The 23,965-nt window shown below is 72.2% G+C and carries 15 protein-coding genes; 9 read left to right on the top strand and 6 right to left on the bottom strand.

What is annotated here, in order from left to right:
* The first annotated feature begins 186 nt into the window (after nucleotides 1–186).
* On the top strand, nucleotides 187–396 hold the full coding sequence (locus tag K3769_RS38655; protein WP_267030874.1) for a 4-oxalocrotonate tautomerase family protein: 210 nt from the start codon (nucleotides 187–189) through the stop codon (nucleotides 394–396).
* A 34-nt stretch (nucleotides 397–430) separates the two neighbouring features.
* Here K3769_RS38655 and K3769_RS38650 read toward each other — a convergent pair whose 3' ends face one another.
* Both K3769_RS38650 and K3769_RS38645 read right to left on the bottom strand, forming a co-directional pair.
* The gene (locus K3769_RS38650) at nucleotides 431–706 is read right to left on the bottom strand and encodes a hypothetical protein (protein ID WP_267030873.1); all 276 of its coding nucleotides are present in this window, start codon (nucleotides 704–706) and stop codon (nucleotides 431–433) included.
* A 185-nt stretch (nucleotides 707–891) separates the two neighbouring features.
* Entirely contained in the window at nucleotides 892–1,476 is a 585-nt protein-coding gene (locus tag K3769_RS38645) for a TetR/AcrR family transcriptional regulator (protein WP_267031733.1), read from the bottom strand.
* Between the two features lie 135 nt (nucleotides 1,477–1,611).
* Between K3769_RS38645 and K3769_RS38640 the strand changes: the two genes are divergently transcribed.
* Nucleotides 1,612–2,352, top strand: coding sequence for an SDR family NAD(P)-dependent oxidoreductase (locus K3769_RS38640; protein ID WP_267030872.1), 741 nt, complete (start codon nucleotides 1,612–1,614; stop codon nucleotides 2,350–2,352).
* 144 nt (nucleotides 2,353–2,496) lie between these two features.
* The gene (locus tag K3769_RS38635) at nucleotides 2,497–2,946 is read left to right on the top strand and encodes a spore-associated protein (RefSeq protein ID WP_267030871.1); all 450 of its coding nucleotides are present in this window, start codon (nucleotides 2,497–2,499) and stop codon (nucleotides 2,944–2,946) included.
* Between the two features lie 107 nt (nucleotides 2,947–3,053).
* Here K3769_RS38635 and K3769_RS38630 read toward each other — a convergent pair whose 3' ends face one another.
* Together K3769_RS38630 and K3769_RS38625 are read right to left on the bottom strand one after the other, a co-directional pair.
* Nucleotides 3,054–3,224: a hypothetical protein gene (locus K3769_RS38630; RefSeq protein ID WP_267030870.1), complete on the bottom strand. Its 171-nt coding sequence runs from the start codon at nucleotides 3,222–3,224 to the stop codon at nucleotides 3,054–3,056.
* A gap of 27 nt (nucleotides 3,225–3,251) precedes the next feature.
* On the bottom strand, nucleotides 3,252–3,608 hold the full coding sequence (locus K3769_RS38625) for a PRC-barrel domain-containing protein (RefSeq protein WP_267031732.1): 357 nt from the start codon (nucleotides 3,606–3,608) through the stop codon (nucleotides 3,252–3,254).
* A gap of 132 nt (nucleotides 3,609–3,740) precedes the next feature.
* On the opposite strand from K3769_RS38625, the gene K3769_RS38620 reads away from it, so the two are divergent.
* From K3769_RS38620 to K3769_RS38595, 6 genes are all read left to right on the top strand, one after another.
* Nucleotides 3,741–3,977 carry a hypothetical protein gene (locus tag K3769_RS38620; RefSeq protein ID WP_267030869.1) on the top strand — a complete coding sequence of 79 codons (237 nt, stop codon included), beginning with the start codon at nucleotides 3,741–3,743 and terminating at the stop codon, nucleotides 3,975–3,977.
* 248 nt (nucleotides 3,978–4,225) lie between these two features.
* Nucleotides 4,226–5,197, top strand: coding sequence for a pectate lyase family protein (locus K3769_RS38615; protein ID WP_267030868.1), 972 nt, complete (start codon nucleotides 4,226–4,228; stop codon nucleotides 5,195–5,197).
* Nucleotides 5,198–5,345: 148 nt separating this feature from the next.
* Entirely contained in the window at nucleotides 5,346–8,855 is a 3,510-nt protein-coding gene (locus K3769_RS38610) for a substrate-binding domain-containing protein (protein ID WP_267030867.1), read from the top strand.
* A gap of 756 nt (nucleotides 8,856–9,611) precedes the next feature.
* Nucleotides 9,612–11,006, top strand: a complete 1,395-nt coding sequence (locus K3769_RS38605) for a condensation domain-containing protein (protein ID WP_267031731.1) — start codon at nucleotides 9,612–9,614, stop codon at nucleotides 11,004–11,006.
* Nucleotides 11,006–20,359 (top strand): non-ribosomal peptide synthetase, encoded by a 9,354-nt coding sequence (locus K3769_RS38600; protein WP_267030866.1) that lies wholly within the window; start codon nucleotides 11,006–11,008, stop codon nucleotides 20,357–20,359. Before K3769_RS38605 ends, K3769_RS38600 begins: the two co-directional genes overlap by 1 nt.
* Before the next feature lie 39 nt (nucleotides 20,360–20,398).
* Entirely contained in the window at nucleotides 20,399–21,277 is an 879-nt protein-coding gene (locus K3769_RS38595; RefSeq protein WP_267030865.1) for a TauD/TfdA dioxygenase family protein, read from the top strand.
* A 15-nt stretch (nucleotides 21,278–21,292) separates the two neighbouring features.
* On the opposite strand, the gene K3769_RS38590 is transcribed toward K3769_RS38595, so the two are convergent.
* Nucleotides 21,293–22,870 (bottom strand): hypothetical protein, encoded by a 1,578-nt coding sequence (locus tag K3769_RS38590; RefSeq protein WP_267030864.1) that lies wholly within the window; start codon nucleotides 22,868–22,870, stop codon nucleotides 21,293–21,295.
* Between the two features lie 157 nt (nucleotides 22,871–23,027).
* Nucleotides 23,028–23,741, bottom strand: coding sequence for a hypothetical protein (locus K3769_RS38585; protein ID WP_267030863.1), 714 nt, complete (start codon nucleotides 23,739–23,741; stop codon nucleotides 23,028–23,030).
* Nucleotides 23,742–23,965: the final 224 nt, after the last annotated feature.

The raw sequence follows: 23,965 nt of genomic DNA, 5'->3' as shown, positions 1-23,965 counted from the left end.
CGTCCATTGTGTGCCCGCCCAGGCCATGGACCCAGGGGATGGCATCCCCTGGTTGCACCGGCCCTCGTCGCACAGGCTTGAGGGCGTGGCCACGGACCGTCCGAGGCCGCGGAACGCCGAACATCCAGATGCCGGTGCAACTGACCGTTCGGCCGACCATTGAGTCGACCACCCAGGAGACACCTCATGCCTTTCGCCAACTTCAAGGTCCCCGCCGGGACCATCAGCGCCGAGGACAAGAAGAAGATCGTCGAGCGCACCACCGACCTGTACGCGGAGATCTACGGTGAGCGGGCCCGTGCCACCACCGTCGTGCTCGTCGACGAGGTCGCCGACGGCGGCTGGGGAGTCGGCGGCAACGTCCTGACCGCCGCCATGGTCAACGGCGACGGCTGACCGCGCCCACCCCGGTCGGCCTCCCCCGCGGAGATCAGGGGCTGTCACCGGACCAGTCGAAGCGGCCCGGGTCGGACGGACGCGGGTCGTACAGAGCCCGGCCGCCGGCGCCGAACCGGCCGAGCTCGGTGGACAGCACGGCACCCTCGGCGATCTGATCCGGTGTCCAGTCGGTGACGTCCAGGAGCAGTCCGTCCAGGGGGCCGCCGACCAGGGCGACGTAGGAGCGGCCCGGGCGTGGGCCCGGATCGGGGTCGTCGTGGTCATGGCCGTATATCCGGCCGCGCAGCAGCTGCTCGTCGCCATTCACGACATTCAGCTTTCCACCCGCCACTGACAACGGGCCGCCGCGCCCCGGGGAGCCGCGGCCTTGACGGCCGCCGAGCGTCCGAGGACTTACGGGACCTCACGTGGATCGGCGGCAGCCGGGTCTGCCGCGTTTCGCACCTTCCCGTCACCTGGTGGACGTGGACGCCGTCCCAGCGCGCAGGGGGCTCAGCGGGGTGGCCAGTCGCGCAGGGCCGCGTCGACCGTCTCCTGGAGTTCGGCACGGCCGACACCGCTCGCGGCCTGTACGGCGATGCCGTAGCCGAAGGTGGTGATGTAGCGGGCCAGGAGCCCCGGATCGGCGTCCGCGGGCAGGTCGCCTTCGTCCACGGCCCGCTGGAACCTCTCCCGTACGCGGGTGTAGCCGTCGTTGCGCCAGTCGACGAGGAGGTCGCGGACTTCCTGGCCCGAGTCGCTGGCGGCAAGGGCGCTCTGGACGCCCAGGCACCCGTGGGGACTGGCCGGACGGGTGGTGGTCCGCACGGTGCCGGCCAGGATCGCGGTGGCGACACCGAGGGCGGTCGGCTCTTCCAGCGCTCGGGCCATGTACTCGCTAGGGCCCGCGGTGTAGCGCTCCAGCACCTTGCGGAACAGCTTCTCCTTGTTGCCGAAGGCCGCGTACATGCTGGTCGTGGAGATGCCCATCGCGTTCGTCAGGTTCGCGGTGCTGGCCCCCTCGTAGCCGTGTCTCCAGAAGACCAGCATGGCGCGCTCGAGAGCGTCGTCGGCGTCGAATGCCCGCGGTCGGCCCATGGAGCCGCCCTGTTTCCTCTCCGTGTTCCTCTCCACATCCACCCCCGCAGTCTACGCCTTCTGCAGCGATCGCTGCAGAAGTGCTACCGTCGGGACTTCCGCAGCGATCGCTACATAAGTCGAAGGGGCTTCGAAGTGGGACTTCTGGAGGGAAAGACCGCTCTCGTCACCGGGGGCAGCGCCGGCATCGGACTGGCCGCCGCAGTGCGACTGGCGACCGAGGGCGCCCATGTGTTCATCACGGGACGGCGCAAGGCCGAGCTCGACGCGGCCGTCGAGGTCATCGGTCCATCGGCGACCGGGGTGACCGGCGACATCGCGGACCTGGCCGACCTGGACCGGCTCTACGAGGCGGTCCGCGCCCGGGGACGCGGCCTGGACGTACTGTTCGCGAACGCCTCCATCGCCGCGCTCGTACCGCTGGAGCAGATCACCGAGGAACACTTCGACACGCTCTTCGGCATCAACGTCCGCGGCACGCTGTTCACCGTGCAGAAGGCGCTGCCCCTGCTCAACGACGGTGCCTCGGTGATCCTGAACGGCTCCACGAACGTGGACGTCGGGGATGCGGCGCTCGGCGTGTACGCGGCGACCAAGGCCGCCACCCGGTCGTTCTCCCGGACCTGGGCCAACGAACTCAAGGGCCGCGGCATCCGGGTCAACACGGTCACGCCCGGCCCGACCGACACTCCCGCCCTGTCGGTGCTCAGCCCCGATCCGGAGGGGTTCAAGCAGCTACTGACCACGCGGGTGCCGATGGGCCGGCTCGGACGCCCCGAGGAGGTGGCCGCCGCGGTGGCCTTCCTCGCTTCCGATCAGAGCAGCTTCATCACCGGTTCGAGCCTGTACGTCGACGGCGGCCTCAACCAGATCTGAGATACGGCATCTGAGGGACGGCACCACCCCGAACCGCGAACCGCCCGCCTTTTGAGGATCGCGTACAACCCTTGTCATACCTCGCGTGTCATATCAGGCAGGAGCAACAGACAGCAAAGATCACAAAGGCCACAAGGGGGAAATATGAGATTCAACCGTTCCGTCCTGCCTGTCGTCGCGTTCGCCGCCCTGGCGGTGGGGACCACTACGGCCCTGGCCGCGCCCGCCTCCGCCGCACCCAACACCACCCCGCAGAAGGTCTGCGGCAGCGCCTACAAGACCGTGAACTCGGCTCCCGTCGGCTCGCTGGGCACGGTGTACCTGACGTACAACGCCTCGAACGGCAAGAACTGCGTCGCGACCATCCGCAAGAACCCGGGCACGGCCGTGGACATGTCCACGTGGGTCTACATCCCCGACACCGACGAGGGCGACCAGGACTACGGCCGGTACACGTCGTACGCGGGACCGGCGTACGTGTACGGCAAGGGTCACTGCGTCGACTGGGGCGGCCACATCAGCAACGTGTACGTGCAGGTGACCGGCTCCAACTGTGCCGCGCTCAAGGAGCAGCGGGTCACCTCGACCCGCTGACCACCGCTCCTTCCGGCCGGCGCGGGAGGGCGGGGATCCCCGCACCGGTCCGGCCCGCCCCGGCGGACTCACCGAGTCCGCCGGGGCGGAGGTGTGTCGTCGCGCCGTCAGCGGATGGGGCGGTGGCTGGAGCGCCGGGACCAGCGCACGGCCGTGAGGGCCAGGGCCGCCACGAAGACCACGATGCCGATCACCAGCAGGTAGGCCAGTCCCTTCGCGACCACCCCGATGATCCCGAGCACGACGGCGACCAGGACGAGAAACAGGAACAGAGCCATGGCGGCACCTTCAGACTGAGTAGGGAGTCAACGACGCGCGAGTTGCCTCTCGCCATTCGCGCCCGTCCGATAGGCCAGGTCGTAGTGCTGGAAGATCGCTTCCTCCTCCTCGGCGGGGAGGATGTCGTCCATGCCCACGGAGGGCGCCTTCTTCACCAGCGCCTTGGGGTAGGCAACCCGCACGTAGTCGGGTCCGAGGACCGCGTCGTCGAGCGGGACGAACGCCAGCCGCTGACGGGTGGGCAGCCCGATACGGACCGTGGCCATCGCCGACTCGTCGGTGGCGGTGTTCACGTAGATCGATTCGAGCACGCCGATCTTGTGCCCCTTGAGGTCGACGACATCGCGATTGCGCCACTCACGCACATCGGCCGCGTGGATCATGCTCATGCTGCGCCTCCTGAGCCACTCATCAGCGACGAGTTCCCCCACAGCCGCCCCTGACACCACAGCGGCACAGCCGGGGACCACGATCGACTTCTGGGCGAGCTGGCTGCCGTGCCCGCGGCGGCCACAGTGCGCTCGTATCACCCGGACTGGCCGGTCACGGCGAGCATCTCCTACGTGGCGGTCGTCGACCGGCGGTCGCAGTTGGCGCCCGCAGGAGGTCAGCCCGCTCGCCGGCACCGGCTGGACGAGCCGTGGCAGGGCTGGTTCTGCGACGATCGCCCGCGCATGCGGCAGTGCGCCCACCGGCTGCGCGCCGCCCGCCCGGGTGACCTCCCGGTGAGTGACCTCCCGCCGGGCTCCTGACGGCGGGCTTCCGACGGCTGGACGGTCCAGCCGTGCGCCGCGCGGCGGCACGCCCCCGCTGCCCCATGAAGCAGGACGCGTGAGCAGGACGCCTGAGCGGCGCGCGTCAGCGGCACGCAATAGTCCACACACGGGACGTCATTGTCCACATCCGTCGCTCTAGTCTCACAGCGAGCCGACCGCGCGGCCCCGGCACAGCACCCGCACTGGCACGTCACTTCTCCAAAACCCCACGGACGGAGATCCACATGCGCAGGACGAGCGCACGGTTCACCCTGACCGGAGCCGCAGCCGCGAGTGCCGTCGCACTGGCTGTCATCGGAGCCAACACGGCGAGCAGTTCCACCGCCTCCGAGCTGGAGCCCGCGGTCGCCGCAGCCGCGGCGCCCATCGGATTCGGAGCCGGTACCACGGGTGGCGCCGGCGGCAGCACGGTGACCGTCACCAACGCCTCCGCCTTCAAGACCGCTGTGCAGAGCAGCGCGGCCCAGATCGTCCGCGTCAACGGCACCATCGCGCTGACGGAGATGACGAAGGTCGCGTCGAACAAGACCATCGTCGGCGTCGGTACCGCCGGGAAGATCACCGGCAGCGGCCTGAACGTCGCCGGCGTGAGCAACGTGATCATCCAGAACCTCACGTTCACCGGCTCGAACGACGACGCCATCAACGTCCAGTACTCGACGAAGGTCCACATCGACCACAACGACATCTCCGGCGCGTACGACGGGGCCGTCGACATCAAGCGCTCCTCGACGAACATCACGGTGTCCTGGAACCGCACCCACAACCAGGACAAGAACATGCTGCTCGGCCACTCGGACGACAACTCCGGCGAGGACACGGGCAAGTTGAAGGTGACGTACGACCACAACTGGTTCGACGGCACCAACCAGCGCAACCCGCGCGTCCGGTTCGGCAACCCGGTCCACGTGCTGAACAACTACTTCAGCAACGTCGGCTCCTACGGTGTGGCGTCCACCGAGAACGCGGGCGTCCTCGTGGAGGGGAACTACTTCGAGAACACCGACGACCCCTACCACCTCGGTGAGGGTTCCTCCGACGCGGGCTCGCTCGTGGCCAAGAACAACTACTTCGTGAACTCGGGCTCCGGCCAGACCGGTGGCTCCGTGGCGTCGATCCCGTACAGCTACACCGCCCAGTCGGCCTCCACCGTCAAGGCGACCGTGACCGCCGGTGCGGGCGTCGGCAAGATCTGATCCCGGTTCCACACCGCACCACTCAGCACGGGGCAGGACCGGTGGCCGACGCGTCGCCGGTCTTGCCCCGCGTTCCCGCCTCCCCTACGTTGCCCTGGACCCGGCGGGCCCACAGGGCTTCTGGCGGAGGCCGAGCGAGGGGGCGCCGATGGACCCGGGCCCGTACACGGAACCGTACGCCGATCTCCGTACCGTGGGGGGTACGTCGCCCGGGGCGAACCGGCCCCTGACGGTCGGGCTGCTCACCGCCAACATCCATCTGGGCGTGGGGGCGACTCTCTGGTCGGGCGCCCGTGCCGCCGCCGAGCGCAACGACGTGAACCTGATCTGCTTCCCCGGCGGGAACCTCCGGCACGGTGACGTGGCCCGCAGCGAGTTGTACGAACTCGTCGGCCCGGCCCGGCTGGACGGCGTCGTCTGCTGGAGTTCGACCCTGGGGCTGCCCTCGGCCGGTCCCCGGGCCCGCCGTCTGCTGCGCCGGCTCGCCCATCTGCCGCTGATCAGCCTCAACCAGCCGCTCAGCGACCAGACCGACGTGCTGTCGATCGACTCCCACGCGGGCATGCGCAAACTGGTCGGGCATCTCGTCCAGCACGGTCGCAGACGGCCGGCCTGCATCCACGGGCCGCTCGCCAACCCGGTCTCCGAGGAGCGATACCGCGCCTGTGTCGACGCGCTGCGCCACCACGGCATCCGCAACGAACACGTGGGCGCCGCCGTCGACTTCGCCGCCGCGGCGGGCGCCTCGGCGATGCAGGTCTTGCTGGAGGCCCGCGGACTGACCCCCGGTGTCGACTTCGACGTGGTACTGGCCTGCAGCGACGTCCTCGCCGCCGGCGCCCTGCGCCACCTCACCGAACGCGGCATCCGGGTACCGGAGGACGTGGCCGTGGTCGGCTTCAACGACTCGCCGGAGGCCCGCCTCGGCGACCCGCCGCTGACCTCCGTGGCGCTGCCCTTCGAGGAACTGGGCGCGCTCGCCGTGGACACGCTGGTCGCCCGGCTGCGCGGCACCCGGCCGCCCGACCGCACCACCATCCCCGCCACACTGGTGCCGCGCCGCTCCTGCGGCTGCCCCTACCCGACGTCGTACCGGCCCCCGCTCGTCGCCCCGGCACCGGCCGCCGCGCGGCGGCCCGCGGGATGGGACGCGGTGGACGGCGTACTGCCGTCCGGCGGTTCCCGGCTGGCGGCGGCCTTCCACGCCGAACTCACGCACGCCGAGGGCGATGACGTCCGGCCCGGGGGATTCCTCCCTCTCGTCGAGCGGCTGTTGCGCGGCAACGCGGGAACGCAGGCCGAGGTCGACCGGTGGCACCAGGCGCTGGAGAGCGCCCGCCGCGATGTCGTCGACACGCTGCCGGAGCCGTTGCGCCGGGCCGGGGAGGTCCTGTTCGGACAGGCCCGGCTCGTCGTGGCGGAGCGATCGCGCGCACTCCTCGAGTACGAGCGCTGGTCGGGGACCCAACGCGCCCGCAGGCTGCGGGAGTTCGGGACCGCGCTGACCACGGTCGTGGACCTGGAGGGACTTTCGGACGTCCTGGAGCGCCAGCTGGGCCAGTCGGGTGTCCCGCACTGCCGGATCGTCCTGTACGAGCGTGACGCAGACGCCTCCGGTCCGGCGGCCCTGGGCATGGCGCGTCCCCTGCTCGCCCGTGCTGAGGCGGCCCAGGAGGCAGTCCGGGAATCCGCTCCCGCCGGTCCGCTCGGCAGCCCCGCGTTCTCGCCGGCCCTGCTGCTTCCCGACTCCCTGCTGCCCGGCGAGGACCGCTTCACGCTGGTGCTCGAACCGCTGCACATCGGCGAGGAGCACCTGGGTGTGGCGGTGTTCGAGGCGACCCCCGCCCGGGCCGCATACCAGGACGGGGCCGACGGGGCCCTCTACCGGGAACTGGGCGATCAGATCAGCGCCGCACTGAAGGGCATCGGGCTCTTCGACGAGGTGCGGCGAGCGCGGGACGCCGCGGAGCAGGCGAGCAGGTTCCAGACGCGGCTGCTGACGCATGTCGGCGATGAGTTGCGCACTCCGGTGGAGGCCATGCTGCACCGGTCCGGTGACCCCTCGGCGGCCCTCGCGGAGGTGCGGCGGGACGCCGCGCGCGTGCTGCACCTGATGGGGAACCTACTCGACCTCGCACGGTCGGAGGCCGGCGATCTCCTCCTGACCAGGCGGCTCATGGACCCGCTGCCCGTGCTCGCGCGGGCGTGCGCGACGGCGGCCTCCGCGCTGCCCGCCGGTCCCGGGTGGCGGCTCGACCTGCCCGAGCGGCTGCCCTCGGTGTGGGTGGACGAGACGCGGTTGCGGCAGATCCTGCACAACGTGCTGCTCTCGGCGGCGGCCCGCGCGAAGGACACCCCGCCCCGGGTGATCGCCGCCCTCGGCCCGGCCGGCGTGCGGATCACGGTCGACGTCCCGGACGCCCGTACGTCCGTCGCTAAGCCGGGCCGGCTCCCGGATGTGGGGGTGACCACGGCCCGGCGGCTGGCCATGATGCACGGCGGGGCGCTGACCGTCTCCGACGCGCCGGACCGGGCCCAGTACGTCCTCGAACTGGCCCTGCCCTCTCCCGACGGACAGGCGCACCTGGCCGCCGCCGGCGACGCCCCGCTCCTCGTCGTCACCCCCGGCGAACTGGGCGCCGACATCAGCGCGCACGCCGCCCGCCACGGTTTGGAGGTGTGCCGTCCCGACAGCGCGCACGACCCCATGCCGTCGGTGGCGCGGCGTACGCCCGGAGCCGTCGTGTGGGACGCCCTGCCCGACCGGCCCCAGGAGTGGCGCGCGGTGCAGCGGCTGCACGACCATCCGGCGCTGCGCCACACGCCGTTCGTGCTGTTCGGCGCCGAAGGCACCGATCTGCCGCAGGCCCTGCGCGCGTTGCGGCCCCATGGTTTCGCCGAGCCGGTGATCGTGGCGGGCGGCTCGCAGGAGTCCCGGGAGGCGCTGCGGCGGCTGGCCGAGTCGGCGCTGCCGGACCATCCGGCGCGGGTCTCCGCCGACGCGACGACGCTGCTGGCGCTGGTCGCGGAGGAGACGCCACGGCTGGTGGTGCTGGAGCGGGCGCTGCCCGACCTCCAGGCGCTGGACGTGGTGGACCGGCTGCACGACGGCACGGGCCGGGCCCTGTGTCCCGTCGTCATCGCCGACCACGAGGGCATGACGGCGGCGGACGCGCGGCGCGGACGCCAGCATCCGGCGCTGCTCATGCTGGACATGGACGTGTTCGCACCGCGGGAGGCCGCCGTGCTCGTGCGGGAACTGGCGGCCCACGGCTCCCGGTTGCCGCCGCGCACCAGGGACGTCCTCGACGAGGCCCTGGTCTTCCTCTACGAGCACTGGCGACGGCCGATCTCCCGCTGGCAGGTCGCGCAGGCCGCCGGGGTCAGCGCCGACCATCTCGGCAAGCTCTTCCAGCAGCGGTACGGCCTGACGGTGTGGGAGTACCTGACCCGGCTGCGGATCCGGCGGGCGGCGGAGCGTCTGCGGTCGAGCAACGACAGCGTGCAGAGCGTCGCCAGGGCCGTGGGTTTCCGTGACCGCGCGTACTTCAGCCGGGTGTTCCGCCGGGTCACGGGCGCGGCGCCGCACCACTACCGTGAGAGGGCCGCCTCCGGAGAGGGCGGGCGGGACCTGTCCGCCGACCCGGCCCACCGCTGACCCAGCGTGCGAGGAGATCTCAACCCGTGCTTGCGTGGCGCGATTGGCCCGATCGGCGCGATCGGCGTGGAAACACCGTCGATTCCGCAGGGGATATCGCGGAAGCAAGCGCTCTCGCTCCGTCAAGTCTGACTAAAGAATACGCCTCGCTTGTTTATTGCGGCGGTGGACGTTTCCCGTCCGGCGGGCCGCTGGTCCACTTGTCTTCCGGCTGGTGGTGTGCGCCTGAACACCTGCCGAAACAGGGCGATCTCTGCATCTCAGAACGCCCCCACTTCCCGAAAAACCGGTCGCATGGGTATGTTTCCGGGCGTTCGGTTCCACCCGCCCGGAGACCGTTGACAGGCTCTGGTCCGCTGATCAATTATCGCCATGCGTCCAGGTGTTCCCATCGGCACACCAGTCGGACGACGTCTCCGCACCCGTGGGGCGCCGTGAGCAGGAAAGCTGGTGGCCGGAATGCCGCACGACGAAGGAACGAACTCGTCGTCGTTATCGCCTGGCAACGTTGTCGCAATGAATTGCCGAATCGCCGGGCCCCGCGGACTCCGCCCGACGCCCGCACGCTCCGGACATCCCGCCGCCACCTCCCCCGCCGTCCCCCTGGGACACCGATCCACTGCCCGCCCCGACTCCGCAGCTCCGCCCGGCACCCGGACGTAGAGCGGCCTCGGCGGCCCGCCGCACGGGCGGCCGAACTCCCAGCGTGACTCTCGGAAGCAGTAACCCTGACGACGGGAAGACCCAGCCTTGTCCGTGCATGACACCCCCCAGGTTCCGTACACCCCCCGGGTTCCGTCTCCCCGACCGCACCCCGTCGACTCGGCACGGCGGGAGCCCGCGGCCCCCTCCGCCCTCGCCCCGGTCTCCTTCGCCCAGCAGCGCCTGTGGTTCCTCGCGCAGCTCCCGGGCGGGAACGAGGCGTACGACGAACCCGTCACCTTCACTCTCCGGGGCCCTTTGGACACGGCCGTCCTGCGCCGCGCGCTCGACGCGCTCGTCGTCCGGCAGCAGGCGCTGCGCACCAGGCTGGTGGCCGTCGACGGGGAGGTGTACCAGCACATCGGTCCGCCGGAGACCGGGTTCGCCCTCACGGCGGACAATCTCAGCGGGCTGCCCGACTCCGCGGCGCGCCTCGACGAACTGCGGCTCCGGGAGGCCACGGCCCCGTTCGACCTGGCCCGTGGTCCCCTCTGCCGCGGCCGTCTCCTCACGCTGGGGGAGGACCACCACGTTCTGCTGCTGACGGTCCATCACACCGTTCTCGAGGGCCGGTCCATGACCGTGATGATGAGTGAACTGGGCGTCCTGTACGCGGCGGTGCTGGACGGACGCCCCTCGCCGCCGGCGCCCCTCCCCCCGCAGTACACCGACCATGCCCGCGCCCAGCGGGAGCGTGTCGTGTCGGGCGGGCTCGCCGAGCACGCCGACTTCTGGCAGCGGCCACCGGCCGACGCCCCGCCGCTGTCCGGCCCGCCCACCGGCAGCCCGCGCCCCGCCCAGCAGGATCTGCGGGGCGGGGCGCGGGTGGAGTTCGCCCTCGAAGCCGACCTCACCTCCGGGCTGCGGGCGCCGGCGCGAGAGCACGGACGCACCCTGTTCGGCTCCGTCCTCACCGGCTGGACGCTGCTGATGTCGCGGCTCAGCGGCCGTACCGACGTCGTCGTGGGCACCCCCACGGCGGGCCGGCGGCACAACGAGGACCTGGCGGACGTCATCGGCTTCTTCGTGAACACGCTGCCCCTGCGCGCCGACTTCTCCCGTACGGCGACGGCCGGCGACGCCGTCGCGCACGTGGGCGGTGTACTGCGCGAGGCACTCGGCCACCAGGACCTGCCCTTCGAGCACATCGTGGAGCTCGTCAACCCCGTCCGCGGCGCCGCCCCCACGCCGCTGTTCGACGAGGACACCGCACGACGGTACGTACGTCAGCTGGAACAGGTGCTCACCGACATGGCGTCCCTGCCCGAGGTACGCGACTTCCGGCGGCGTCGCGCGGAAAACGGCTTCCGGGTCGAACCACTGGACTGCGACCACCGGGAGGCGCTGGAGAGCAGTACCTCACCGCGGGTGGCGGCCGTGCTCGGCGCCGAACTCGCCGCGCTCGCCCCCCTCTCCGTCGCCGCGCCCGCCGTCAGCGAGGAGGCGTGATGTCCGGCTCCACCGCACCCGGTTCCGCCGCGCCGGGCTCCTCCCCGTCCGGTCCGCTGCTGGCCGAGGCGGTACTCGCTCAGGCGCGTCTGACCCCCGACGCCCTCGCCCTGGCCGACGGGGACCACCGCCTCGACTACGCGGCCCTCGACCGGGCCTCGCTGCGGGTGGCGCGCGGTCTGCGGGCCCGCGGGATCGACGCCGGGCAGGCCGTCGCGGTCCGCCTGCCGCGGTCCTGGCAGCTGGTGTGCGTGATGCTCGGCATCCGCCGCGCCGGTGCCACCGTGGTCCCCCTAGACGCGCAGAGCCCGGCCGAACGCCGCCGCCACATCCTCGACGACTCGGCCGCCGTGGCCCTGGTCCACGACGGCACGGACGACGGCACGGGCGACGGCACGCCCGGCGAGGGCTCCGGCTTCCTGCTGGCCGTCGACGACCTCCTCGCCGACCTCCCCGCGAAGGACACGGGCACGAGTCCGGGCGCGGGGTCCCTCGACCGGGTCACCCCCGCGACGGACGCGGCCACCTCGTTCCTCTTCTACACCTCGGGCACCACCGGCCGCCCCAAGGGGGTCGAGGTCAAGGACGCCGGCATCATGCGGCTGGCCGACCCCGGCTTCCTCTCCCCCACGGCGGGCCGACGGTACGCGAGCATCTCCAACCCGGCCTTCGACGCCCTGAGTTACGAGGTCTGGGTACCCCTGCTGACCGGCGGAACCTGTGTCGTCCTGAACGACGAACAGGTCCAGAACCCGCATCTGCTCGCCGAGACGCTGCGGCGCGAGCGGATCGACGCCCTCTTCGTGACCTCGGCCCTCTTCAACGCCGTCACCGCCGGTGTGCCGCACTGCTTCGACTCCGTCGCACAGGTCCTGATCGGCGGCGAACAGCTCAACACTACCCGCGTCAAGCGCTGGTACCGGGACAACCCCGGCAGCGCGACCCGCCTGGTCAACGTCTACGGGCCCACCGAGTCCGCCACCTTCGCCCTGCACCACCCGGTGCCCCGCGACTTCGACGGCGACACCGTCCCCGTGGGCCGGCCCCTGCCCGCCACGGACGCCGTGCTGGTCGCCGACGGTCCACGGACCGCCGGGACCGACGAGATCGGTGAACTGTACTTGTCCGGGGCCGGGTTGGCGACGGGTTACCGCAACCTGCCCGAGGAGACGGCCCACCGCTTCGTCCCGCTGCCGTGGCACGACGCGGGCCGCGCCGTCTGGTACCGCACCGGCGACCTCGCGCGCCGAGACGCCACGGGGCTCCTCACCTTCGTCGGGCGGGCCGACCGCCAGGTGAAGGTGCGCGGCTTCCGCGTCGAGCCGGGGGAGGTCGAGCAGCGGCTCGGCGCCCACCCCGCCGTCCGGCAGGTCCGGGTCTGCACCCTGCGCGACGTGGACGGCGCCCATGAGCTGCTGGCCTATCTGGTACTGGGCGCCGAGCTGACGTACGAGGAGTACGAACGCCATCTGACGGCCGCCCTGCCCCCCTACATGCGACCGCACCGCACCCACCTCGTGGACGCCCTGCCGCGCAACGCCAACGGCAAGGTCGACGACGCGGCCCTGCTGGGTTCCCAGACGCCGGCGTGGCGCCGCGTCTCGGGCGCGGCCGTCGAGGTGACCGACGCGCAGCGCGAGGTGCTGGAGCTGGCCGGGAGCGTGCTGGGGGTACCGGGGCTCCGGCCGGACGACCGCTGGATCCCGCACGGAGGTGACTCGCTCAAGGCGTTGCGCCTGCGGTTCGACATCCGGCGCCGCTGGAACGTCGAGGTGCCGCAGTCCGTCGTCCTGCGGGAGGACTTCGCCGCGCTCACCGAGGCGATCACCTCCGGCTCCGCCGACTCCCACGGTGCCTCCAGTTCCCCGGACGGCGCGGGGCAGGCGCCGCCGTACCCGCCGGTGCCCGGCCCGAGCGGTCGCCGTGCCGCGCCGGCCACCTCCGAGCAGCAGCGCCTGTGGCTCCTGGACCGGAGCGACCCGCACAGCCGCGCCTACGACGTGCCGCTCGCCTTCCACCTGCGAGGTACCTTCGACGAGGAGGTCCTGCACGCGGCACTGACCCGGCTGGTCGCCGAACACCCCGCACTGCGCACGGCTTTCCGGTCCGCCCCGGAGGGGCTGCTCCAGGAGATCGGCGACCCGTTCGACCCCTGGGAACCGACCGACGTCCTCGACGGCGAGGACTGGGAGCCGGCCGCGCGGCGGTTCTTCGCCACCCCCTTCGACCTCGCCGAGGCGCGGATGCTCCGGGCGGGCCTGCTGCGGGCACCCGACGGCCCGGTACTCCTGCTGCACCTGCACCACATCGCCGTGGACGGCTGGTCCCTCAACGTCCTCTTCCGCGACCTCACCGCCTTCACCGCGCAAGCGGCCGGACTCGAAGAAAAGGACGCGGGAACCGCTCATACGCCGCTCGACTTCGCCCTGTGGCAGCGGCGTTGGCACCTGGAACCCTCCTACGGCGAGCAGCGGTCGGCACTGCGCCACCACTACGCCGCCCTGGAATCGGAACCGTCCCCGCCCGCCGTCGCGAGCAGCGCCGGCACCGGGGCCCGGTTGCTGACCGCGTCCCTCGACCTCGTCCAGCGGGCGCGGCTCGACCGCCTCGGGGCGGAGCTCGGGCTCACCCGTTTCCAGCTCCTGCTGGCCGCCTTCTCCTGGAGCCTGTACGGCGTGACGGGCCGGACCCGCCCCGTCGTGGCCAGCCCCGTCTCGGGCCGGCCGGTAGGCGAGTTCGCCGCGACGGTGGGCATGTTCGCGAATACCGTGCTGCTGCCGCTGCGGCTCCAGCCGGGCGACGGCCTGCGCCGCCAGCTCGGCCGGCAGGCCGCCGAGGTCCAGCACATCCTGGACCGGCAGGACGTGACACTCGCCGACGTACTGACCGACCACGACTTCGGCGGCGGGCCCCTCTTCGACTTCATGTTCGTCCTGGAGAACACCGACTTCGGCGCGCTGTCGCTGCCGGACTGCCGGGTACGTCCCGCCTGGCCCCAGCCCCTCGACACCAAGTGCGCGCTCACCCTGTCCGTCGTCGAGCAGGACTTCGGGTTCGACTGCCTGTGGGAGTACGCGGCCGGGCGCTTCGACGCCGAGGTGGTGGCGTCCGCCCACCGGCTCTTCGTCCGGGCGATCGACCTGCTCACGGCCGAGGACGAGGACGAGGAGTGGAGCCAGGGGCAGGGCGAGCCCACGTTGACCGCCCTCGTCGCGCCCTACCGGCGCGCTCTCCCCGACCCCGGACAAGGGGCGCGGAGCACACCCGCGTTCACGACGGTGGCGGAGGGCTTCGCCGCGCAGGTACGGCGGACTCCGCACGCACCGGCCCTGACCGCGGGCGACCACACCCTCACCTACGCTCAACTCGACGCGCGCGGAAGGGCGTTGGCGGCCGAGCTGACGGCCCGGCTTCCGCTGCCGTCCGATCCCGCGGCGCCCGCCCGGGTCGCGCTGCATCTCACGCCGTCCGCCGAGCACATCGTGGCTCTGCTCGCCGCCGCACAGCTCAACCTGACCGTCGTACCGCTCGACCCCGCCTATCCGCCCGCGCTGCTGCGCCGGGTCCTGCGGGACGCCGACCCGCTGTGCGTCCTGACCGCGGTCGGCGCGGAGCAGGACGTGGCGGGGATCGCGCCGCCGGAGCTGCCACGGCACCCGATCAATCTGGCCGCCGTCGCGCCGGCCGCACCGCGACCGGCTCCCCACGAGGGCCTCAGACCGCTCTACACGCTCTTCACCTCCGGCTCGACCGGCGCGCCCAAGGGCGTCGACGTGCCTGACCTGACCCTGTGCAATCTGCTGCACTGGCAGAACGAGGCGGGCGGTCTCGGCGAGGCCGCGGTCACCCAGCAGTTCTCGATGCTGTCCTTCGACGTGTCCTTCCAGGAGATCTTCACGACACTGTGCTCGGGCGGACGTCTGCACCTCGTGCGCCCGGAGTGGCGGCAGGACCTGCCGGCCCTGCTCGACCAGCTGGAACAGTCCGGTGCCGAGCGGCTGTTCCTGCCCTGTGTGGCGCTGCAACTGCTGGCCGAGCACGCCGTCCACCTGGGACGGTTCCCGTCGCGGCTGCGTGAGGTGGTCACCGCGGGCGAGCAGCTGCTGTGCACCGACGCCATCCGCCGCTGGTTCGCCGGGCTGACGGACGCCCGGCTGTTCAACCACTACGGGCCCACGGAGACTCATGTCGTCAGCGGTCTGTGCCTCGACGGCGACCCGATGCTGTGGCCCACCCGTCCGGCCATCGGGCGCCCGGTGGCCAACGCGGTCCTTCGGGTGAGCGACGACAGCGGCGAACCGCTCCCGCCCGGGGTTGTCGGCCGGCTGCTGATCGGGGGCCCGATGGCCTCGCCCTGCTATCTCGGCGACGCGGAGCTCAACCGCTCCAGGTTCACCGAACTGCCCGGCCTGGGCACGTTCTACCGCAGCGGCGACCTGGCGCACTTCGACACCGCGGGGCTGCTGCACTTCGACGGCAGGGACGACGACCAGGTCAAGATCAGCGGTCACCGGCTGGAGCTGGGCCAGCTGGAAGCCGCGCTGCTGCGGCACCCGTCCGTCATCGGTGCGCTGGTGTCCCGCGACGGCGACTCCCTGGTGGCGCTGTTGCAGTGCCGCGGGGAGGACCCCGATCCGGACGAGCTCGCCGCACATCTCGCCGGCCAGGTGCCGCCGTTCGCCCGCATCCGCACGTTCCGCAGGGTGGAGGCGCTGCCACGCACCCCGAGCGGCAAACTCGACCGCCGCGCGGTCACCGCCCAGGGCCGTGAACTGGGAGGTGGGCCGCCGCCCGGGCCGCGGGGCCAGGAGGACCCGGAATCCGTCGCGGCGGCGCGCGAGGCCCGGTTGTGCGAGCTGTTCGCGGCGGTCACGGGCAAGAGGGTGCTGCCGGACCAGCGGTTCTTCGACGCGGGCGCGGGCAGTCTGGACCTGATGCGTTTCCAGCTGCGGTGCGGTGTCGAGCTGGGCCTGTCCTTCACGGTCGCCGACCTCTTCGAGCACGTCACCGTACGCAGCCTGAGCCGGTTCCTCGACAGGTCGGACCCGACGACGGCCGGGGCCACGGGTGCGGATACGGCCACGGCGCGTGTCCCCGTCGAAAGGAACAGCGACGCGGGCGAACCGATCGCCGTCATCGGGATGGCCGTACGACTGCCCGGCGCCCCCGACCTGGCGTCGTTCTGGCGGATGGTCGAGGTGGGAGAGCGCGGCATCGAGCACTTCCCGGCCGCCGAGGGACGGGTGGGCGCCCGCAGCCAGCTGGACGGCCCGCTGGCCTTCGACCCCCAGCACTTCGGTATCAGCCCCCAGGAAGCACGGCTGATGGACCCGCAGCAACGGCACCTGCTGATGAGCTGTGTGGAGGCACTCGCCCACGCGGGCATCGCCGAACCCGCCGACAGCCGCGTCGGCCTGATAGCGGGCTGCGGCGAGAACACGTACTTCCAGTCCATGCTCAGGGAGGCGGACCCCGCCGCGCTCCCGGACAGCTTCCGCCTGGCCCTCCACCACGACAAGGACTTCCTCGCCACGAAGGCGGCGTACCACCTGAACCTGACCGGTCCCGCCTTCACCGTCCAGGCGGCCTGTGCGAGTTCCCTCGTGGGGGTGCACCTCGCGGCGGGGCTGCTGCGGCAGGGCGAGGCCGACGTCATGCTGGCCGGCGGGGTCCTGGTCGATACGCTCCTGACGGACGGGTACACCTATCGGCCGCAGCACATCTTCTCGCCCGACGGTCACTGCCGGCCCTTCAGCGACGACGCCGCGGGCACCGTCGGCGCCAGTGGCGTCGGGGTCGTGGTCCTCAAGCCTCTGAGCCTCGCCGAACGCGACGGCGACACCGTCTACGCGGTCGTCACCGGGTCCGCCCTCAACAACGACGGCGCGTCCAAGCTCGGCTACAGCGCGCCTTCGGTGGCCGGACAGCGGGAGGTCATCCGTACCGCGCTGCGCCGCAGCGGCCGGCCGGGCTCCGACATCGGGTACGTCGAGGCGCACGGCACCGGGACCCGGCTGGGCGACCCCGTGGAGGTCGCCGCACTGCGGCAGGCCCTCGACCTGCCCGACTCCGCGTCGTGCGCCCTGTCGTCCGTGAAGAGCCAGATCGGTCACCTGGGCGCCGCCGCGGGCGTCGTCGGCCTCGTGCGCGCGGCGCTCGCCGTCCACCACGGGGTGATCCCGCCGAACGTCGACTTCCGGCGTCTCAACCCGGAGATCGGCGCCGACGCGGGCCCCTTCCACATCCCGACGAGGGCGCGGCCGTGGCCGGCGGGACGTCCGCGGGTGGCCGCCGTCAGCAGTTTCGGCATCGGCGGCACCAACGCCCATCTGATCCTGGAGCAGCACGCCTCCCCCGCGCCGGCGCGGACGCCGGAGGCCACCGGCCCGAGCGCCCGCACCGGCCCCCTGGTGCTGTCCGGCAGCAGCGAGCGGTCCCTGCGTACGGACGCCCGGCGCGTCGCTGACCATCTGGCCGCCGCCCCGCAGACGTACGACCAGGTCCTTCGCCATCTGCGGAGCGGCCGGCCGTCGCGGACGCACCGGGTCGCGGCCGTCTGCCCCGACGCTGAGACCGCCGTTGCCTGGCTGCGTACGGTCGCGGACGGCTCGGAGCACGCGGCGGACGGGGCGGAAGCGGTTCCGTGGACGGCGCGGGGGTCGGCCGAGGCGGGCGGCGACCTGCCGCCGGGTACGCACTCCGCTCCCCCGCCCTGGGACTTCCCGCCCCCCGCCTTCGCCCTCACCGACTACGACTTCCCGCGCGCCGCCCGGCAGCCCGAGCGCGTCACGGCGGCCGACCCCGCCGCCACCGCGCCCCCGGTGCGGATGCCGGAGGCCGAGTGGCTGCACCAGACCGAGTGGGCGCGGCTGCGACGGGCCGTCCCGTACACGGGGCCCCTCTCCGGGCGTCCGGTCGTGGTCGTCACCGACGGCACCTCGACGCCGGTCGACTGGAAGGCGCTGCACTCCGCGCACAGCCGCGTCGTGCACGTCACGAGCGGTGCCGCGTACGTCCGGTCCGGCACCGACCGGTACGAGGTCGACCCCGCCGATCCCGCCTCGCTGGCCCGGCTGCTGCGGGACGTCGGACATGACGCCCCCGAGGGGTTCGAGTGGCTGCACGCGCTGCCGCTCGGTGTCGAAGGGCCCGTCGGCGAGGGGTCGTTGGCACACGCGCGGCGCGTCTGCCTCGACCACACGGCGGCCCTGTGCCAGGCCGTGGCGAGCCTGCCGCCCGACGCGCGTCCGCGCCTGTGGTGGCTGTCCCGCGGTGCGCAACCGGTGACGGGTGAGGTGACGCGCCCCGAACTGGGGCTGCTGACCGCGGCGGTGGAGGTGCCGCGGCAGGAACTCGGCCTGGACACGCACTGGATCGACCTGCCTGGCGCCGATCCGGCCGACTGGGCCCACCTGCTGGCGCCCATCCTGGCGGACGCGCCCGCGGAGGCGGCTCCGGAGGCGGCTCCGGAGGCGGCTCCGGAACGCCGTCTCGCGCTGCGCCAGGGCTACTGGTGGCGGCCGGCCGCCCGGCCGGTACCGCGCCCGCTCCCCCGCGCCGCCGCCGGGCCCGTGCAGGGTGCCGGACTGGTGGAGGGCGACGGCACCCACCTCGTCCTCGGCGGCACCGGTGGCATCGGGACCGGCATCGCCGACTGGCTGCTCGAACACACCGACGGGCAGGTGGTGTTGCTCGCGCGCCGCGCGCACCTGCCGCCCGCCCTCGCCCGCTGGTCCGACCGTGTCACCCTCGTGGCGGCCGACCTCGCCGAGGAGTCGCTCGACGTCCTCCTGGACCGGCTCGCGCCCCACACCGGCCGCCTCCACGGCGTCGTACACGCGGCGGGCAGCGCGTCCGGCGCCCTCCTGCTCCGCCGCGACAGCGAGACCATGCGCGACGCGGACCGCGCGAAACTGAACGCCGTCCTGCTCACCGAGCGGCTGATCGCCCGCCACCGGCCGCGTTACGCCGTCTCCTGCTCATCCCTGTCGGCGCTCTTCGGCGGAGTCGGCCAGTTCGACTACGCGGCGGCGAACGGCGTGCTCGACGCCTTCCCCCACCACGGCGGCGAGGCCTCCTCGTCGACCGTGCGCCTGAGCATCGGCTGGGACGTGTGGCGGGACGCCGGCATGGCCCGCGACGCGCTCGGCACCGACGCGCGCCACCAGGCACATCTACGGACAGGGCTGTCGACCGCCGAGGGCCTGCGTGTCTTCGCCGACGCCATGGAGCTCCAGCTGCCGCACCTGCTCGTGTCCAGTACGCCCCTGGAGGCCTCCCGGTACTTCTACGAGCCCGAGGCACCCACGACCGCCCATGAGGCCACCCGAGCACCGGCCGCCGCGGCGGAGTCCCCCGACACCGCCGAACTCATCGAGGCGGCACGGGAGTTGCTGGGCACGGACACGCTGGATCCGGCGGCGTCCCTGTACGACCTGGGCGCGGACTCCCTCACCCTGCTCGACCTGCTCTCCGAGGTGAAGCGGCGGTACGGGGTCGACATCGAGCTCTCCCGGCTCAGCCATCAGGTGAGCGTCAACGAACTCCTCGACCGCCTCGACCGACCGGCACGGAGTCGGGAACCCGCCGACGACCCGGTGACCGTCGAGACCTGGCAGACCGGCGACGACCAGGACGTCCTGTGTGTGATCCACCCGGTCGGCGGCGACATCCAGGCCTATCGGCCGCTGGTCTCCGCCCTGGACGCGCGGACCACGGTCTGTCTCGTCCCCGACCCCGCCCTGCGCGATCCCCATCTGCCGGACTGGTCGGTCGCCGAGCGGGCCGACCGCTATCTCGCCGCGCTGCGCGCCCGGTTCCCCGGCCCGCGGATCCGACTGCGGCTCGCGGGCTGGTCGTTCGGCGCGCTGGTCGCCCACGCCATGGCCGCGAGGGCGGAGGCGGCGGGCCGTCCCGTGGACCGGCTGTACCTCCTGGATCCGCCCGCGCCGCAGGCCCGGGTCCAGACGCCCGACGAGGACGCCCTGCGTGCGGTCTTCGAGCTCGAACTGCGGGGCAACAAGCCGCCGGGCACCGACGCCCCGTCGTCGTCCCAGATCCGGACGGCAGGAGAGACCTACGCGGAACGGCTCGCCCACTGCTGCCGGGCCAACGTCTCCGCGATGGCCGCCCACACCGCACCCCGCCTGACCCGCACGCCCAGCGCCCTGTGGCTGGCCACCGAGGCCACCCCCGATCTGCCCCTGGCCCCGCCCGCGCCGACGGCGGCCGAGGAGTGGACGACGCTCCTCCCCCCGCCCGCCCAGGTGCAGCACGTACACGCCACGCACTACGAGATCGTCACCGGACGGCACGTACAGGACATAGCCCGTGCGATCGACGCCGACCGGTGAGTTGCCTCCCCCCTGCCGCCCCTCACATCGGAGACACCCATGGACCAGTTCACCCTGGACGCCATCGCACGCATCACGACGGCGCCCCGTGAGACCTACGAGAGTTTCACCGTCGACCCGCTGACACCGCTGATCGGTGCGGAGATAGCCGGTCTCGACCTCTCCGAGGAACTGACCCCCGCCCAGCAGAAGGACGTCCGGACGGCCTTCCTGACCCACCACGTCCTCGTCTTCCGCGACCAGCACCTCACCCCCGAGGACCACAAGCGCTTCGCCGCCCTGTTCGGGCCGCTGCACCTGGACTCCCTGCCCGAGGAGGGGGGTGACCCGTACATCCTCAAGGTCAGCGCGAACAAGGACTCCAAGGTCGTCGTCGGCAACGGCTGGCACGCCGACGGGACCGCCGACGACGAGCCCTCCCTCGGCTCGATGCTCTACGTCACCGAGGTGCCGGAGATCGGCAGCGGAGGCGACACCCTCTTCGCCAACATGCACCTCGCCTACGACATGCTGTCCCCGGCGATGAAGACGTTCCTGGACGGACTGACCGCCGTCCACGACGGTGTACGCCCCTGGCTCACCCTGGGACAGTTGCCGCCGGCGGGGTACGACGCGCCGCGCGCCGAGCACCCGGTCGTCGTACGCCACCCCGACACCGGACGCAAGATCCTGTTCGTGAACGGCCCGTACACCTCGCACATCACCCAGCTGGCCACCGCCGAGAGCAAGGCCGTCCTGGAGATGCTGTACGAGCACGTCGCCCGCACGAACCTGCTGCACTGCCGGGTGCGCTGGCAGGCCAACACCCTGGTCTTCTGGGACAACCGCTGCGTCCAGCACCACGCCACCTGGGACTACTTCCCGTACTCCCGCTACGGGCAGCGCATCGCCATCGACGGGACCCGGCCCCAGGCATGAGCGCGGGCCCGGGTGTCAGGGGCGCACATAGCGGGTCAGCTGTTCCAGCAGGCGCGCGGCGTCCTGGAGGTTGCGGGCGGTGTCGGAGAAGTCGGCCGCGAGCAGTTCCCCCGTCCCGGCGCCGTCCTCCCCGGCCGTCCCCGACACGGGCGCGGGGATCCTCGTCCCCCGGTATCCCACCGGTTCTCCGCCCGCGCCCTGGTGGTGGCCGATGAAGTCGCAGGCGCCGGGAGCGGCGGTCTCGGCGCCTCCGTCGAAGAAGCGCACCTCAAGCAACTGGGTCTCGTCCGCGCCGTGGTTGTCGGTGATCCGCAGGCGGTAGTGCAGCTGGGCCTCGGAGCGGGCGAGTGTGAACTCCCTGCACTGGTACCGCTTGTGGAAGACCTCGTCCTCGCGGGAGTCCAGCGTCGTCCAGGACCGGCCGTCGGGCGAACCCTCCAGCACCCAGTCCGCCGGGTCCCGTTCGGGGACGTCGTTGGCGGAGGTCAGGCTGTAGGCGCTCACGGCGACAGGCACTTCGAAGGTGAAGCTCAGCTCGGGGTCCTGCTCGTGGGCGAGCCATTTGCCGCCCGACCTCACCAGGTTCTGCGCGACCTCGCCGAAGTCCGCGAACTCGTCACTGGCCCACACCCGCGAGACCAGCTCGGTGATGTCACGCCGCTCGCCGGGCGCCGCGGGCCGTCCCGCCGCGACCGGGACGAGCACGGAGAGGGAGGTGGCCGCGCCGCGGCGGTCGCTCCACGTCACGCGCTCCACCGGGGCGCCGCCGTCGTCGAGCAGCAGGCGCAGCCGGCCGGCCGGGCTCCACACGCCGTCGTGCTCCTCCTCGGTGGTGAAGTGCTGCACGACGGCATCGGCGGCACGGCCTGCCTCGGGCAGGGGGCCGGTGAGAGTGCCGCGCAGTTCACCGACGGAACCGTCGGCGTCCCTGAAGTGACCGTGGAACCCCGACAGGTCCGTGCGGAACGCCACGGACGACTCCGCTCCCGTGGCCCCGCGCCACGCCAGCCGGGTGACCGGTTCCCCCTCGCCCGCCCCGTCGTGGGTCTCGCTCCGGTCGAGCAGCAGACGCAGATCCGCCCCCGGCTGCCAGACGGCGGCGCCCAGGCGGCGCCGCTCGGTGGCGAAGACCCACCCGGATCGTTCGTCCGCCCCGCGCCCGGCCACACGCGGTGCCCGGCCGTCATGTCCGACGGAGTCCAGCGAGACGTCGCGCAGCCGCAGGACCCGGTCGTCCTCGTCGTCGGCGTGGTGTACCGACAGGACGTTGGCACCCGCCCGCAGCGCCGTGCCGGGCACGGTCAGCACGTACTCCCGTACGGTGTCGGGCCCTTCGACGCCGGGCAGCAGGAAGCCCTTGGCCACCGGCTCCCCGTTCACCGTGGCGTCGATCGGCGCGGCGACGCCAACTACCGACATCCGCAGTACCGCTTCGGTGATCTCTTCCCCGTCCGGCACCATGAAGTCGATGCCGAGGCGGCCACCGGAGGCCACCACCACGTAGGTCGGGGCGACCGCGCAACGGTGCTGACGAACGACGGCGTTCAACAGCTTGGCGGGCCTGGTGGCGAAATCGACGAAGACAGCGTCCATTGTGTTTCCTCACGAGCGTCCACTGCACCGGACACGGTCGGGTGACCGGCCAGTGCTCCATGTCGTCCCGGACACTAACTGCCGCCACTGACAACGCGCGCCGCTCATGGGGTAGTTGGGGACCTCCACGCCGTCCGCGGCGCCACCCGTGAGCGACCTAGGAGGCCGCCTTCAAGGCCGCTTCGACCTTGGCGACCTGCCGGGAGATCAGTTCGTCCTTCAGCACCGGCATGAACTCCGCCTTCTTCTCTTTTGACAAGGTGGAGCCGAAACCGCCTGTGGCGCTGAAGAAGCAAAGGACATCGGCTGCGCGCACGATCTCGTACACCACGTGGTTCTCGATCCCGTCCCGGGTATGGACCATGGTCGCTCTCAGCGCCTCGTCGCCCGGCGCCGCGTGATCTTCCACGGTGAGTCTCGCTTCCACGGGCCCGCCTCCGGTTCCGGCCCGGAACACCACGGACGGGCACTTCCGGAGCGATGCCTCGACCGAGGCCAACACCTTCTCGGCCCGGCCGGCCGGATAGGTGGTCAGCTTGACGCTGCGGGTCGTCGCGCCGCCGTCGCGGTCGCCCAGATTCAGCACGCTGTACCCGACCGCGCCCTCGCCCCACCCACGCCGGAGCACGGTGATCGCGGGCACACAGGCCTCCGGAGTGGCATCGGTCTCCGCGCCCGTCATGTCCTTCGGTGTTTCCGCCCCCGACCCGTGTACGTAATCGGTCGCTTCGGCCTGGGTCAGCCTCGCCGTTTCCAGCTGGTGCTGGTCGAGTGAGCGCGCCCCGGCCGGAGTGGAGGTCTTCGGCTCTTCGGCATCCTGCGCCGCACAACCGCTCGCCGCCAGAACCCCGACAAGCAGGGCGACGGCCACGGCGTCACGTCTTCGCCGATCGGAGCCGCCCTGCAGCCGATGTGTACGCGTTCGAGGAAACATCCCCAGCCCTCCGCAGATGGAAGCAGTCGGCTTGAGATCTTAGGTGAGCCGCCCCCGGCGTCCGCACAGTGTCAACTGGGCTGTCTACAGGGCGAGTACGGCTGCCGTGCCGTCCGCTCCGGGGTCCGATGCCGCGTCGAGTTCGTCGGCACGCAGGCGCG

Source organism: Streptomyces ortus (genome assembly GCF_026341275.1).
In the GTDB taxonomy this organism is placed as follows: domain Bacteria; phylum Actinomycetota; class Actinomycetes; order Streptomycetales; family Streptomycetaceae; genus Streptomyces; species Streptomyces ortus.
Note: the sequence above shows the minus strand (reverse complement) of the source record. Positions and strands in the feature narration are given on the sequence as shown.